This is a genomic window from Tunicatimonas sp. (genome assembly GCF_049647865.1).
Taxonomy (GTDB): Bacteria; Bacteroidota; Bacteroidia; order Cytophagales; family Cyclobacteriaceae; genus Tunicatimonas.
This window is the reverse complement of sequence record NZ_JBARYM010000015.1, coordinates 1-13840: the sequence shown is the minus strand read 5'-3', so window position 1 is coordinate 13840 and position 13840 is coordinate 1. Positions and strand designations below refer to the sequence as shown.

The window sequence follows — 13840 nt, the reverse complement described above, 5'->3', positions numbered from 1 at the left end:
ACGCAGGCGTATTTCTCGCGCTTTTCATTGCGGTTCAATGGCCCTTCGGTGACTTCTTGATGTCCGAATCGGCTCGTAACTGGTTCTTCGGCACCGAAAGCTGGTACTTCGGTTCTACTCCCGACTGGGAGTTTCGTTACGCTTACGCCGACTGGATGGTTTCAGGAGGAATTGATCTTTTAAAAGGATTAGCCATAGCCCTTCTTGTAGGCTTCTTGAGCGCAAGAGTTTCCATAAGATGGAGCCGATGGATGCAAAGTGTAATGCGATAACCGACAGAAGATAATGAAAAAGCTTTTATTAAGCCTATTGCTCGTCGGACTAACCGGACTACTTCAAGGGCACATTGGTAGTCCTGGTATAACGTTGGAAGGCGAAGCGGGGCCTTACGCGCTTACGGTAGTTGTCAATTCCCCCGATGTTATTCCCGGTACCGCTAGGGTTGACGTTTATGTCACTGATAATACGGTTCAGGAAGTAAAATTATCGTGCTTGTACTGGTTTGCGGGTGCTGAAGGAACCCCCCGGGCTGACGTGGCTTTACCAGTACCCGGTGAAACCGGTCATTTTACTGGTGAAATTTGGTTGATGAATCCAGGTAGTGCTAGCCTAAAGATAGAAGTGAAGGGCGAGCGGGGAGCCGGTGAAATTTTGCTTCCGGTGATGGCAGTATCCACCGCTCAAAAGACAATGGAAGCCTCGCTAGGGTGGACATTAGTGGGACTAGGTTTATTTCTGGTGATTCTAATGGTTACCATTATTGGCCTGAGTAGTGGGGATAGTCTGGTTGAACCAGGCAAGTCTACTTCTACCAAAACTAAAAGAAGGCGTTGGATTGGAGCTGCCGTAGGGTTCGCTTTGCTATCGTTAATTCTATGGGGCGGCAATCAGTGGTGGAATAGCTGGGCTACTGATTATCAGCGTTATATGTACAAGCCCTTTTCGGCTACCTCTTCGATTCGGGTAGAAGACCAAAAGCAAGTGTTAAAGTTTGAGGTAGACTCGGTCAAGCTCGAGCAGCTTTATCTCACTCGAAGCCTGAATTACCTTATTCCCGACCACGGAAAGATTATGCATATGTTTTTAGTTCGGGCGGGCGAACTTGATGTGTTTGCTCACTTACATCCGCAACGCCTAGATTCAGCGCATTTCGAGACCATTATACCTCCGTTGCCGCCCGGTGATTATCACGTATTTACGGACATTTCCCGACTAAGCGGATTTTCGGAAACCATTGCCGATACGGTTACCATTCCTGAACCCGCTCCGGCTCTAACTAATAACTGGAACGATTCGCTACTAATGGATACCGACGATACTTACTATATCACCGATCCGGTTACTAGCAGTAGCGAAGAGGTATTGATGCCCGGAGGCGATATAGTGGTTTGTGGCAGTCCGGGACAAAAAATTATGCTGGCCGACAGTTCGTTCGTTACCCTGGAACAAACGGAGGAAGGTAAGTTTGCCGCGGGTCAATTATATCACCTTACCCTAGCTGTGCAGGATGAGAATGGTGATCCGGCGAAGCTTGATCCGTACTTAGGAATGATGGGTCACGCGGTGGTTTTTAAGGAAGACGGTAGCGTTTATATCCACTTGCACCCCGTGGGATCATACTCAATGGCTTCGCAGGAAACGATGCAATCGCGATTGGCATCGGGAAGCGGAAGAATAGATTGGAGTGAACTACCTCAACCGGCTGTTTTCCGAGACAGTATTGATCGAACCATCGCCACCCTGAACGCCCTTCCGGCCCACGAGCGAGATAGTGCTTTACTAGTAGGAATGGATCACCCTTCACTCGATGATCCCAATCACCCCGACCATTCAATAGTACGCTTCCCCTACACATTTCCCACGGAAGGAAGCTACCGAATTTACGTTCAAATGAAACGAAACGGCAGAATCCTCAACGGGGCCTTCGACGTGGAAGTAGAAGGCTAAAGCTTGATTGTAAAATTCTGGCGGGTCTTTTGTCCTTTGTATGAATCCCTATCTTTTTACATTTTCAACTCCGCTTTCCTAATTTCACATCTCACATCTCACATTTCGTATTTTAGTGCACCTCATCCATCCATCGGTTTAATAATGGTGATAATAAAACCACTACTACTGCCCCACCGAAGCATACGTATGCAATGGATTCGAAGCCATCAAGGTATATCGGTAATGTCTCGAGCGGGGAAGCGCTTTCACCCGAACCTAAATCATCAATAGCGAGACGCTGACCAACAAAACCTACAATTTGAAAGGCGTAAGCAGAAGATAGAAACCAAACCCCCATCATAAATGCTACAATGGTTTGGGGAGAAAGATCGGTAATCTTAGATAAGCCTACCGGGTAGGTAAATAACTCTCCTAACGACATGCACAGATACAGCAACAAAAGAAAGATAAATGGCACCATCCCCTCAGCATCGGCCGAGCCACCGCTTAAAAACAGAATATAGTACCCTAACCCCAACAGTGCAATGCCCATCGCAAACTTGTAGGGAGTACGCGGATTTATTCGCTTTTTGGATAACCACACCCACAAGGCTGAAACCGGAATGGCAAATAGAATGATAAATAGTGGATTCAGTGCGTTGGTAGCGGCCGCATTGTTAAACGGCCAAACATTAAGGGTTACGTTGCGAGCGGAAAATAGCGTTAGGATATTGCCAGAAAGCTCATGAAAACCCCAAAATAATGTCATAAATACAGTTAAGAACATAGCAACAGCTAACTGTTTACGGGCCTTAACATCAATATTAGACATAATGTAGGCAATGTATCCTAAAATGAATACGCTTAGTGCGTAAAAAATTAAATTGACGATGGTTACTTTTCCTAGAAAGCTCTCTCCCCCGGCAATAAATTGATAGGAAGAAAGTAGTAGCGCGATAATAGGAACAGCTAAAAGCGAGATTACCCAAACGAACGGCTCTATTTTCAACCCAAACCTCCGTTGCTCTAGTTTAGCAGGATCTCGAGGTAGTCCGTGATCCATGAAAACTCCCTTCTTAGCTCCTCGATAGAAAACGATTACGCCCACCAGCATACCAATACCGGCCAGACCAAACCCGTAGTGCCAACCGTAGGTCGCCCCCAACCAACCGCAAAGAATGGGTGAAAGAAAGGCTCCAATATTAATTCCCATATGAAAAATGGTGAAACCCGAGTCTTTTCGGGTATCGCCATGAGGGTATAGCGCTCCGACAAACGTAGAGATATTAGGCTTAAAAAATCCATTACCCACGATGATAAAAGCTAATGCCGTAAAGAAGGCAATATTATTTTCAATAGCCAGCACAAAGTGACCCACGGCCATGAATATACCGCCGAGCATAATTGATTTACGGTAGCCCAATAGCTCATCGGCTACCTTACCGCCTATTAAGGGGGAAGCGTATACTAATGAACCGTACGAAGAATATACAATGGCCGAAATAGTATCACGATTAGATAGGGCCTCGAACACCTGCTCTACCATGTAGAGTGTCAGTAATGCCCGCATTCCGTAAAAGCTGAACCGTTCCCAGAGTTCAGCAAAGAAGAGATAAAATAGGCCTTTCGGGTGGCCAAACATTTGGGGGGGAACTGCATCGGAAGGTGTTTTTAGGTAGTTCTCTTCAGCAGTAGTGTCAGCCATGTAGTTTGTTTAATTTGGTTGTAAGTGAGTCAAAAATAAGAATTACTTTTAGAAAGTTAGTAACTTACGTTGATGAGTAAATCCAGAGACTGGATACCATTCATTTCCCTATACTCCAACGTCAATTAAAGAACATTCAAGCATGCCAGTACTAAAGTATCAAGAAACCAAACCAGAACAGGTTAGTGAAGGGGTTCAAAGACGGCTAGTGCATACTAATTCACTAATGACTGCCGTATTAGATTTAAGCGGTGGCCCTAAAACTGAACCGGACCCATTTCATAGCCACCCGCACGAACAAAGTTGTTATTTAGCGGAAGGAAAAATTCTCTTTTTAATGGAAGGGGAAACACCAGTGCAATTACAGACGGGTGACCTGTTTTATGTTCCTTCCGGCAAACCCCACGCTATTCAGTTATTATCCGAAACAGCCCGACTGGTGGATAGTTTTAGCCCTATCCGAGAAGATTTCCTTTAATTGTTTACTTAGGCTCCTTCTTCAGTTACCGTAGCCCGAACTTCAGCAACTTGTTCAATAGAGATTGGTTCAGAGTCATTGCCAAACGATTGGCGCACGTAGGTTAATACTCCAGCTACTTCCTCATCCGTCAGAAAAGCGTGGGGAGTCATCACCCCATTGTAGGTTTCGCCATTCACGGTGATCTCACCTTGTAATCCGTTGAGCACTACTGAGATAAGGCGAGTATCGTCTCCGTTCACCCATTCGGTCTGTACTAACGTTGGGAAAGCTCCGGGTACGCCCTGGCCATTGGTCTGATGACAAGCAATGCAATATTGCCCGTATACCTTATTTCCAGTAGCCATCAGTTGGGTTACTTCTTCCGACATTTTTTCGGGTGCAGACTCAGCCGTAGCCTCGGAAGCTTGTTCAGTTTGGGTGCCCCCTGAGCAAGCATAAAATAGCCAACCAATGGTGAGGAGAAATACTAAGTTTTTCAAGATTGTATAATTTATGAACGGAAAATTTTTGTCAGCGATAAAATTATAAAAAAGTCTATTAGCTGCCAAGCAATAACTTTATTGCGTTTAAACGTAATTATATGGTCTATTCAGCAAGAGCCACTTTTTCGGTTTCGCTTTGATAGAACACTCGCCAAATTCTTCCTTTTTGGTCATCTGTGATGTAGAGCGATCCATCCGAGCCTACTTCCAAACCCGTAGGGCGAAATTCGGCATCGCCCGGGCTTCCGATTTCCTCGCCTGATCCGGCAAACTCATCGGCAAACCGCTCAAAGTCACCGCTTGGCATTCCATCTTCCCCAAAAGGTACGAACGCAATATTGTAACCTTTCTGGGGCAGTGGAGCCCTATTCCAGGAACCATGAAAAGCAATAAATGCTCCGGAACGATACTTCTCGGGAAACATATCGCTATTGTAAAAAATCAAGTCATTAGGAGCCCAATGAGCCGGAAAAGCCATAATTGGATCTTCTTTATCCGCGCAACGACCGCTTTCTTGACCGTTTCCCCCATATTCTGGTGCTAACGTTTTCTGATTTTTCTGAGGATCAAAATAACAGAACGGCCAGCCAAAATCAGCTCCTTCGCTTACTTTCAAAAATTCTTCAGCCGGTAATTCGGCACTTTGTAGCGAATCGTAGTATTCGGGCCATAAATTACTTAGTTGGTCGCGCCCGTGCTGTAGCGCATACAAGCTATTTACTTGTTTGTTCCAGTCCAAAGCCACTGCGTTTCGAATGCCGGTAGCATAACGTTCACCGTGTTCTTCTTGGGTCTGATTTAATTCCGTAGCACTAAACTTCCAAATCCCCGCTTGGCGGTCAAGCTGCGGACAAGGGTCTTGCCCCGGTGATTTGGGGGTGCGAAGTTGCTCTTGGCAAGCATTAGAAGGGGCACCTATATTTACGTACATATTTCCCGCTTCATCAAAAGTAAAAGGCTTCACTGCGTGTTGGTTCTGAATCATGAAACCTTCCACTACCACTTCTGGCTCAGCGGTCGGTACTAGCTCAGTAGCATCCAAAGCAACTCGGTAGATTACCGAATCGGATGAGTAGTAAAGGTAGTTTTCATAAATATCTATTCCTGTGCCGCCGTACTCGCTAAAATATTCCTTCGTATCAGCCCGTCCGTCATTGTTGGTATCGCGCAAAGCTAAGATTCCTCCACCGTTTTCGGTATCTCTCAACTTCACGTAGATATCGCCATTGTCTCGCACAACTATATGACGAGCTTTACCAACATTATCGGCCACCACATAGGCTCCGAAGCCATTCGATAGTGTAATAGATCCGTTGTCGGTATCAGCGGTTAAATGCGATGGTGTTTCCTCCGCAGATTCCTGGGAAGTAGAATTGTCGCAACCAGTTGATAGAAAAAGAGCCATCATCACGAGGGCCTGAATTACGTATAGTTTGCGTTCATTCATCAGCGGGGTTGATTAGTTTTATAAAATGAATTAAGCGTTAGTATTCTAAAATTTTTTAATTATTACAAAGTTTTATCTTCGCTAGCATTAGCATCTTCAGCTATTCTCTCCAGGTTACGAGAACGTTGGATACTTTTAAAGACCTTAATCACTACGAAGGCCACAACCGCTAAAACCGCAGCAGCAGCGATCCAAAGCAAAGGGCCGCCAAAACCTTCTTGAGGCGAATAGGCTACTCCATCGTCGGTAGCATTGCCTGAATCCTGTAAAAAAATTAGTAGCGTATAAATCAAGATGTTGTACATAAAAGATTGGTGTTTAGTTATGATTAGTAAAACTACAGTTTATCTTGATTGTTCTCGTATGAGTTTAAAATGAATCGTTTTAAAATTCCATTTGCGAACATACCGTTGTACTTCTTGGTTACACTGATGGACCATTTTTTTACTTTATGAAAAAAATAGGCGTTGTCTTAGCAATTATAGTAGCTATATTCATTCTACTGCACTTTTTACTGGAACCTATCGCCGAGCGTTATATCAATAAGCAGCTTAGCAGTCTGGAAGAATACACTGGCCAGATCGATGATATTGATATTCGCTTGTACCGAGGGGCGTATCAGATTAATGGGCTGAAGCTAATCAAGCAGGGCAATGAAGATGCAGCTCCGTTTTTGCAGATTGATACTATCGACCTTTCAGTTGAATGGAAGGCACTGTTTGACGGCCGAGTTGTTGGTGAAGTGATTTTATCCAATCCTACGGTGAATATGATTGTTACTCCTACCGTAGAAGGAGATAGCGCTCAGGAACAAACCGGTGAAGACGTAAACTGGGTAGATCAAGTACAAGATTTCATTCCCCTGACAATCAACCGTTTTGAAATTAAGAATGGCAACATATCGTACATAGATCCATCGGTTAATCCCGAAGTGGATGCTTACTTTCGGGAATTATACTTGTTAGCAGAAAATATTAGTAATGTGGCTGATAGTAGTCAGCAATTTCCGAGCTCATTGGTAGCGAATGCCGTTACAATTGGGGGCGGTGAGCTTGATGCTAAGCTCGACATGAATCTGCTAAATGAAATTCCTGAATTTAAAGCCGATGTTCAGTTAAGTAAGGTTGATCTCACTAAGTTAAACGATTTTATTAAAGCTTACGCCAACTTTGATGTGCAAGCTGGAACGTTTGAAGTAATTACGGAGATGACGGTTGAAAACCAAAAGATTAGTGGGTACATCAAGCCTTTTTTTGAAAATTTGGATGTGTTTGATCTTCGTAAAGATGTGGTAGAAGATGATAGTGGTTTTTTTCAAAAGGTATGGGAAGCAATAGCCGGACTAGGTGCGGAAGCGTTTGAGAATCAGAAAAAAGACCAGATTGCTACCGAAGTTCCAATAGAAGGTTCGCTAGAAAGCCCTAGCCCTGATGTTCCGGTTACGATCTGGAATATTTTCCGCAATGCGTTTATCGACGCGATAGAAAAGAATTTTGAAAGTGTTTCCAAAGTAAAATCAGCCGAATAGCTGCTCACCCTTCTTTATTAAAACAGCGCGGAAAATCTGTTTTAAGAAGTACTTGGGTAGCAAATAGCAATGTTGTACTTTTAGCCATCCTAAATTCAGGTTCGTACTTACGATTTTTTACTCTGTTTTTTCTTCATTTATTCCATGAGTTATCCAACCTCCCCATTAGAAAAGTTACTGCAAGACGCTAAAGACTATGTTGTTGTACAGCGCAGGCTCATCTCTACCATTGCATCAAAAAAAGGAGCTGACATAGCGTTTGTAGTAATAGCGGGATTGATTTTCTTTTTAATTGGTTTGTTTATTATAATATTTACCAGCTTTACGGCAGCTTACGGATTGGCCTTACTGCTAGATAATACTTTCTTCGGTTTTTTAATCGTCACCTTCTTTTATGTTCTCATTTTCATACTGGTATGGATATTCAAGGACCGATTGATCAAAACTCCCATTCTCAAGCTTTTTTTCCAACTATTCAATACCAAAAAACCCTCTGATAATGAGCCAGTTGCCTAGCCAGGAAGAGTATCAACAAGTTAAAAAAGAGTATCAATTAAAGGCCCGTGATTTGGAAAAGAAATTGGGTAGTGATTTGGTCGCTCTTCGTAACGACTTAGTTCCCAAATATTTGAAAGGTAAATTTCTGACAGCCTGTGCTGTTTTTGGCAGTACCTACATGGTTCAAGAATTAGTATTCCGCAAAAAGGTGCCCGGATTGGTAAAATTTGTAGGAGCTTTGTCTGCTACAGTAGTTGCACCCAAGGTTTACCGCATGATATATCAGAATTATTTTGAAGTACCACCGGATAGTTTGTCTTATCCATCTCCGTCTCCTTCAGTAGTTGTAGATGAAAACCTTAGCGATCAACCCGACTATCCTTCTACTGCGCCTGAGCAAGAAAATTTAACCTAATTCGTAACTGAAATACTCTCGGTAATCTTCCCACGGATAGGCTTGGTGCACTAGAATTTCCTGTTTAGTATTGCGCCAAGGGAACTTATATTCCGAATTCCAGTGTCCGTCCAGTGCTCTTACCTTCTGATCAATTACCTCCTTTATATCTAAACGCCAGCAAGGTTTTCCCGAAGATTAAGAAAGGTAGTAGCTTCATTGCTGATGCCGACATTTTCCATTTTTGACATAGAATAGCCTTGGCTGTGCTGCCCTCGTTGGGTTGATCATCTGCCACCTCGCCATCACCAACAAACACTATGCGTACGCTGAATCCCGCCTGTTGCAGTAGGGCTACAGCACCTCCACACCCTAAAACATCGGCAGTTGGGTGCGGTGCAACGACTAAAGTGCTACCCCAATCGTATACTTGCGCGGCTGGGTGAAGTAAACTTTCGTTAGCATTACTCTGTACACTTTTTTTATGAGCAAACATAATGAAAAGTTAAGTTGGTTTTGTAAACCACTGACCTACCAAAAGTAACAGATATTCTCAAAATATTAGAGACTACGCTAATCTCGCAGTTAATGTTGAGATTTATTGTTGATTTTTTATTGAAAATTGGTATGAAAAAGTGCCATTAACCGGTAGCTCAGAAAGAATTCGTTCGAGCGCATCGCAAGCTAAAATATAAAAAATTGATTTTCAAGTATTTAACTTCCTAATCTTTTCCTTGGATCGGATCAATACCCAATCTACTAATCGTGGAAAAAGCACATTAGCAATTGCATTTAGCTTACCCAAAAGTGTTAGTATTCTTTTGAACTGGCGTTTTTCAACCATACGCAAAATAGCTTGAGCTACCTCTTCTGGCTTCTGCGTATTGCGCTGTTTACGGTCTTTGAGCAGTAAATACGAACCATCTTTGTCAATAACCCTTTTGCCCGGATCATTTTCAGTAATTCCAACGTAGACAATACCCACGTGAATACCTTTGTCGCTTAGCTCTACCTTGAGTGATTCTGCTACAGCAGTAAGCGCCATTTTGGTAGCACAGTAGATTCCTGTTTCCGGTAACCCTCGGATACCCGCCACACTAGACACAAATACAACGCTCCCTTGGGCAGTCTCCAGATACGGTAACGCTGCTTTGGTTGGGTGCAGGCATCCCATTACATTGATTTGTAGCATTCGCTCCAGCACCTCGGGATCAGTTTCTTCAAAATAACCTCGGGCTGACATGCCTGCGTTATTAATGAGTATATCGATTTTCCCAAAACGTTTTATTGTTTCCGTAATTAGTTGGGAGGCACCTGCTTGGGTAGAAATATCGGCGGTTACTGCCAGTACTTCAAACCCAGCCCGTTCCAACTCTTGCTTTGCTTGTTGCAAGCGGCTTTCGGTTCGGCCGTTGATTACCACCTTAGCACCCTGGCTGGCCAGTAGTTTAGCGGTAGCCTTTCCAATTCCCATACTCGAACCGGTAATAACCGCTACTTTTCCCTGCACTGTTCGTTTAGCCATCTGCTATTTCCTTGAAAATTGCATATTAGGGTTATAGTAAACCGCTAAATAATCATTACTAAGCGATAAAATAACATGAGCCACTACCGCCACCCAAATAGTACCCGTAGTTAGAGTAATGTAGCACATTAGCAACCCAAAAGGGATAGCACCAATAGTTTCCGCTGGTCCTTTGGGCAGATGCGTAGTAGAATATAGTGCTATATTGATGGCGATTCCCGGCCAAACGCCTAGTGTAGTAACGCAAGCCGTTAGCAGAATACCGCGAAATAGCAGTTCGTACGAAAAGAGATAGGTAATGGTAGCAATCGTGTTTAACAGTACCAGACGCCACGTCCATTTTTCTGCCCGCATCATAGGATAGTAATCCAAATTATCCGGCCTTTGAGCAGCTCTAATGTTTAAAGGAATCACTAAGGCAGCAATTCCGCAAATCCAGGCCATAGAAGTTCCGGTATTTTGAAACCCCAACCCATATTCAGTGATAGAATACGGTAAAAAAGCTACTGCTACTAAAAAAGGGGTAATCCCTAACAATAGTGCGCCTAGCGATTTTTGGTAAATTACCTTCGCAATAGTTGCCGCTATTCTATCGCGCCGAGCCCCAATCTGCTGATGAATATTTTCAGATTCTGATAAAAACCAGAAAGCGACAAAGCACACTGTTAGCATCATAATAGATACTACCGAAGGTAAAGAATCGGGATTCCAATTGAACGATAGTGCTTCTTGAGTCATAGGAAGGAGGCAAAGTTAACAGCAAATTTAATAATTGAAAGAATAAATATTAGGGTCTTGTATTTACTTTAATACTTAAAAAATAGGCTGCTCTATCCTGATGAAGTTATCCCGAAAGCAAATGTAACATCTATGACCCGATAAAAAGAGAAATTGTATATGTTAGGTATATTCTGTTAAATTTACTGCTGTTCTTTTTTTGACTGCCACTATGGAAATTCTTATTACTGAATCAGACATTCATTCCGTTATTAAATCTATCGCTGAACAACTAGGCACTCGCCAAATACGCTATTTCTGTGAAGAAACTACCTTAGCTATTCCCCCGCAATACGGCCAGGGCTATATTAAGGGAATAAATTTCAAGGATGGTTTGGGCTTGCTACTGTTCAACTGTACGTTTAATGAAGAAACTTCTTTTCGCTATTCGCTTGAGAAATCGCATCCATTACGCGTAATTTTCTGTCAGAAGGGAAAGGTTACTTATAGTTTCGATCCCGATCATGCAAGACACGAAATTCCGGAACTACATACCGCCTTTTGCACCAGTACCGAAACGTACGATCATCTCTACGAATTTCCTGAAAAAAAGCAAGTGCAGTTCACTAGCTTAGAGATTGATCGACGGGTTTACTTAAACAAGATAGAATGCGATATTGCGACTCTCCCCAATGACTTAGCTAACCTTTTACAAGATGTAGATGCCATTGATCCGTTCACTTATGCAAATGCCTACAGTATAGCGTTGGCAGATGTTGTGAATAATATCCATACTAATGATCTAAAGGGATTAGCCCGCAAAAGTTTAATGGAATCCCGTTCATTAGATTTGTTCGCCCACATTGTAACCCAGTACGTAGATGATTTAAACCCTCAGAACAAGCAAGTACTACTGCGCAAGTCCGATCTTGCATTAATTATCAAAGCTAAAAACATTTTAGTAGACAATATTCAGGAAAACATTACCATACCCGAACTTTCGCGGCAGGTAGGGGTAAATACTACCAAGCTAAAACAGGGGTTCAAAAAGGTGTACGGCTGTACCATCAACGAATTCGTTAGAAATCATAAGCTTACGTTGGCAAAAGAGCTTTTAGTTGGTGGTAGCCTATCAGTAAAACAGATCGCTGAAAAGATAGGATACCGAAACTACGCCTACTTTGCTTCCCGTTTTAAAGAACGCTACGGAGCACTGCCTTCGGAGTATATGAAGCATATCAAGCATAAGGTACCAATTGATGAGGTAATAGAATATCCTCCCGAGCAAGTGTAGCTACCGAAACTGAAATCGCACGTATTTGATGTTAATTCCACGCAGGGCAAATTTTCGCTCGTAGGTGGTCTGAATTTGCTGTTCTATTCCATATAAATCTGAGATATAGAGGTTGTCTGTATAAGTTAAGTTTTGTACATCCTCTCTGTTGCGTAGCACCTCCAAGGTGTATTCATATAAAGCCAGATTATCGGTTTTCAAATGAATCCAACTATCAGGTTGCAAAACTTGCTTATACATCTCTAAAAAACGAGGACTCGTTAATCTTCTCTTTTCTTCGCTTTCTTTGGGGTGTGGATCAGGAAAGGTAATCCAAATACCAGCAGCTTCTTGTTCGGCAAAACTGTCTTCTAATTGTAGTATTCTAATTCGTAGAAAGGCAGCATTGGAAAGTTGAAGAGCTTCAGCATCGCGACTGCCTTTCCATATTCTTGCTCCTTTTACATCTACCCCCACAAAGTTTATTTTAGGATGTAACGCGGCTAATCCTACCGTATATTCACCATGACCGCAACCCAATTCCAGTACAATAGGATAATCATTCTCGAAGTACGAGTGCCAATTTCCCTGAATTTTGGCAAATATTGGCTTACCGGGTTCAACTACATTTTTTCGCTGAGTATTTTCAGCAAACCGGGATAATTTACTACGCATAATTTATATAATATCCAGTTCGGCTACCACAAAAGTGCTACCGCCTACAAAAATAAAATCATCTGAGGCCGACTGAGCTTTAGCCACTTGCCAAGCATGGTTTACGTCAGCGATTACTTCAAAATCGAGTTGATACTCTTGAGCTACTTCCGCCACTTGGGTAAGCGGCATTGCCCGAGGGATATCTGCTTGGCAAAAATAATACTTTGCTGATGCTGGTAAAAGGGCAAAAATTTGTTGCAGGTCTTTTCCCTGCACAAAGCCCAAAACCATTCTTAGTTTCCGGTACGGCTGCTGATTAATTTGGCGAATAAGCTCCTCAAATGCTTCCGTATTGTGACCCGTATCGGCCACCATGGTCGGGTTGTTGCTTACTATCTGCCACCTACCCTTTAAACCTGTAAGGGTTTGCACCGCTTGCAATCCTGATCGGATATGATGCTCGGTAATTGCAAAATCCAGTTTAACCAGTTGATCTATACTGGCTAACACCCCAATCAAATTAAACTGCTGGTAATTACCTAACAAAGAAAGTTTAATATCACGGTATAGTAATTCTCTCTGGTAATACACGGATAGGTATTGGTAGTTGGAATCAATTTTTTGCTCTACTACTCGGTAGTTCTGAAATGCCAATAGCAGAGAACTATTTTCCTGCTGCGCTTTTTTCTCAAAAACCGGTAAGGTTTGCTCATGGTAGCTGCCTACCACTACTGGAATACCCGGTTTTATGATTCCAGCTTTCTCAAAGGCAATTTCAGGCAATGTTTCGCCTAGCATATCGGTATGATCCAGACCAATATTGGTGATTAGACTTAATAGTGGTGTTAAAATATTTGTTGAATCCAGCCTGCCGCCTAAACCAACTTCCACCACCGCAATATCTACTTGCTCCTTAGCAAAGTGGTCAAACGCCATAGCCACCGTCATTTCAAAAAAAGAAGGTTGTAGGGAGATAAGATAGTCTTGATTGTCCTCTACAAACTGCACTACTTCAGAACGTGGTATCGTATTACCATTTATACGGATTCTTTCGGTAAAGTCTTTTAAGTGGGGAGAGGTGTATAATCCGGTTTTGTAACCAGCTGTTTGTAGTATAGCCGCTAACATATGCGCGCTACTTCCCTTACCGTTGGTACCAGCAATGTGTAATGAAAGAAACTTTTGTTGAGGGTTGGCTAAGTGG

The 13840-nt window shown here is 42.8% G+C and carries 15 protein-coding genes and 1 pseudogene; 7 read left to right on the top strand and 9 right to left on the bottom strand.

Annotated elements, in window-relative coordinates; translation table 11 throughout:
* Positions 1-272 (top strand): annotated as a pseudogene (locus WBA23_RS00465) (hypothetical protein); the annotation flags it as partial.
* Positions 273-285: 13 nt separating this feature from the next.
* Complete coding sequence (locus tag WBA23_RS00460; RefSeq protein ID WP_424580262.1) at positions 286-1947, top strand: hypothetical protein; 1662 nt, start codon at positions 286-288, stop codon at positions 1945-1947.
* Between the two features lie 112 nt (positions 1948-2059).
* On the opposite strand, the gene WBA23_RS00455 is transcribed toward WBA23_RS00460, so the two are convergent.
* Entirely contained in the window at positions 2060-3634 is a 1575-nt protein-coding gene (locus WBA23_RS00455) for a peptide MFS transporter (RefSeq protein WP_424580261.1), read from the bottom strand.
* A gap of 142 nt (positions 3635-3776) precedes the next feature.
* On the opposite strand from WBA23_RS00455, the gene WBA23_RS00450 reads away from it, so the two are divergent.
* Positions 3777-4112, top strand: coding sequence for a cupin domain-containing protein (locus WBA23_RS00450; protein ID WP_424580260.1), 336 nt, complete (start codon positions 3777-3779; stop codon positions 4110-4112).
* Positions 4113-4120: 8 nt separating this feature from the next.
* Here the strand turns inward: WBA23_RS00450 and WBA23_RS00445 are convergent, their stop codons facing one another.
* The 3 genes from WBA23_RS00445 to WBA23_RS00435 form a co-directional block, all read right to left on the bottom strand.
* On the bottom strand, positions 4121-4594 hold the full coding sequence (locus WBA23_RS00445) for a c-type cytochrome (protein WP_424580259.1): 474 nt from the start codon (positions 4592-4594) through the stop codon (positions 4121-4123).
* Positions 4595-4700: 106 nt separating this feature from the next.
* On the bottom strand, positions 4701-6044 hold the full coding sequence (locus WBA23_RS00440; RefSeq protein ID WP_424580258.1) for a PQQ-dependent sugar dehydrogenase: 1344 nt from the start codon (positions 6042-6044) through the stop codon (positions 4701-4703).
* A gap of 62 nt (positions 6045-6106) precedes the next feature.
* Positions 6107-6349, bottom strand: a complete 243-nt coding sequence (locus WBA23_RS00435; protein ID WP_424580257.1) for a hypothetical protein — start codon at positions 6347-6349, stop codon at positions 6107-6109.
* Positions 6350-6495: 146 nt separating this feature from the next.
* Between WBA23_RS00435 and WBA23_RS00430 the strand changes: the two genes are divergently transcribed.
* The 3 genes from WBA23_RS00430 to WBA23_RS00420 all read left to right on the top strand — a co-directional run bounded on the left by WBA23_RS00430 (position 6496) and on the right by WBA23_RS00420 (position 8485).
* A complete protein-coding gene (locus WBA23_RS00430; RefSeq protein ID WP_424580256.1) occupies positions 6496-7572 on the top strand; it encodes a DUF748 domain-containing protein in 1077 nt (358 codons plus the stop codon).
* Between the two features lie 144 nt (positions 7573-7716).
* Positions 7717-8088, top strand: a complete 372-nt coding sequence (locus WBA23_RS00425; protein WP_424580255.1) for a hypothetical protein — start codon at positions 7717-7719, stop codon at positions 8086-8088.
* Complete coding sequence (locus WBA23_RS00420; protein WP_424580254.1) at positions 8072-8485, top strand: hypothetical protein; 414 nt, start codon at positions 8072-8074, stop codon at positions 8483-8485. The genes WBA23_RS00425 and WBA23_RS00420 overlap by 17 nt, the downstream gene beginning before the upstream one ends.
* 130 nt (positions 8486-8615) lie before the next feature.
* On the opposite strand, the gene WBA23_RS00415 is transcribed toward WBA23_RS00420, so the two are convergent.
* The 3 genes from WBA23_RS00415 to WBA23_RS00405 all read right to left on the bottom strand — a co-directional run bounded on the left by WBA23_RS00415 (position 8616) and on the right by WBA23_RS00405 (position 10727).
* Positions 8616-8960, bottom strand: coding sequence for a hypothetical protein (locus tag WBA23_RS00415; RefSeq protein WP_424580253.1), 345 nt, complete (start codon positions 8958-8960; stop codon positions 8616-8618).
* A 210-nt stretch (positions 8961-9170) separates the two neighbouring features.
* Complete coding sequence (locus WBA23_RS00410; protein WP_424580252.1) at positions 9171-9989, bottom strand: SDR family oxidoreductase; 819 nt, start codon at positions 9987-9989, stop codon at positions 9171-9173.
* Positions 9990-9992: 3 nt separating this feature from the next.
* Positions 9993-10727 (bottom strand): CPBP family intramembrane glutamic endopeptidase, encoded by a 735-nt coding sequence (locus WBA23_RS00405; protein WP_424580251.1) that lies wholly within the window; start codon positions 10725-10727, stop codon positions 9993-9995.
* Positions 10728-10938: 211 nt separating this feature from the next.
* Here WBA23_RS00405 and WBA23_RS00400 point away from each other — a divergent pair, with 211 nt between their 5' ends.
* Positions 10939-12000 (top strand): helix-turn-helix transcriptional regulator, encoded by a 1062-nt coding sequence (locus tag WBA23_RS00400; RefSeq protein WP_424580250.1) that lies wholly within the window; start codon positions 10939-10941, stop codon positions 11998-12000.
* Here WBA23_RS00400 and trmB read toward each other — a convergent pair whose 3' ends face one another.
* A complete protein-coding gene (trmB, locus tag WBA23_RS00395; RefSeq protein WP_424580249.1) occupies positions 12001-12654 on the bottom strand; it encodes a tRNA (guanosine(46)-N7)-methyltransferase TrmB in 654 nt (217 codons plus the stop codon).
* Positions 12655-12657: 3 nt separating this feature from the next.
* Positions 12658-13840 (bottom strand): bifunctional folylpolyglutamate synthase/dihydrofolate synthase (locus tag WBA23_RS00390; RefSeq protein ID WP_424580248.1); only part of this gene is annotated, 1183 nt, incomplete at its 5' end.

Coding starts and splice junctions, on each gene's coding strand:
- WBA23_RS00460 (WP_424580262.1), top strand. CDS start 286: ATGAAAAAGCTTTTATTAAGCCTATTGCTCGTCGGACTAACCGGACTA.
- WBA23_RS00455 (WP_424580261.1), bottom strand. CDS start 3,634: ATGGCTGACACTACTGCTGAAGAGAACTACCTAAAAACACCTTCCGAT.
- WBA23_RS00450 (WP_424580260.1), top strand. CDS start 3,777: ATGCCAGTACTAAAGTATCAAGAAACCAAACCAGAACAGGTTAGTGAA.
- WBA23_RS00440 (WP_424580258.1), bottom strand. CDS start 6,044: ATGAATGAACGCAAACTATACGTAATTCAGGCCCTCGTGATGATGGCT.
- WBA23_RS00435 (WP_424580257.1), bottom strand. CDS start 6,349: ATGTACAACATCTTGATTTATACGCTACTAATTTTTTTACAGGATTCA.
- WBA23_RS00430 (WP_424580256.1), top strand. CDS start 6,496: ATGAAAAAAATAGGCGTTGTCTTAGCAATTATAGTAGCTATATTCATT.
- WBA23_RS00425 (WP_424580255.1), top strand. CDS start 7,717: ATGAGTTATCCAACCTCCCCATTAGAAAAGTTACTGCAAGACGCTAAA.
- WBA23_RS00420 (WP_424580254.1), top strand. CDS start 8,072: ATGAGCCAGTTGCCTAGCCAGGAAGAGTATCAACAAGTTAAAAAAGAG.
- WBA23_RS00415 (WP_424580253.1), bottom strand. CDS start 8,960: ATGTTTGCTCATAAAAAAAGTGTACAGAGTAATGCTAACGAAAGTTTA.
- WBA23_RS00410 (WP_424580252.1), bottom strand. CDS start 9,989: ATGGCTAAACGAACAGTGCAGGGAAAAGTAGCGGTTATTACCGGTTCG.
- WBA23_RS00405 (WP_424580251.1), bottom strand. CDS start 10,727: ATGACTCAAGAAGCACTATCGTTCAATTGGAATCCCGATTCTTTACCT.
- WBA23_RS00400 (WP_424580250.1), top strand. CDS start 10,939: ATGGAAATTCTTATTACTGAATCAGACATTCATTCCGTTATTAAATCT.
- trmB (WP_424580249.1), bottom strand. CDS start 12,654: ATGCGTAGTAAATTATCCCGGTTTGCTGAAAATACTCAGCGAAAAAAT.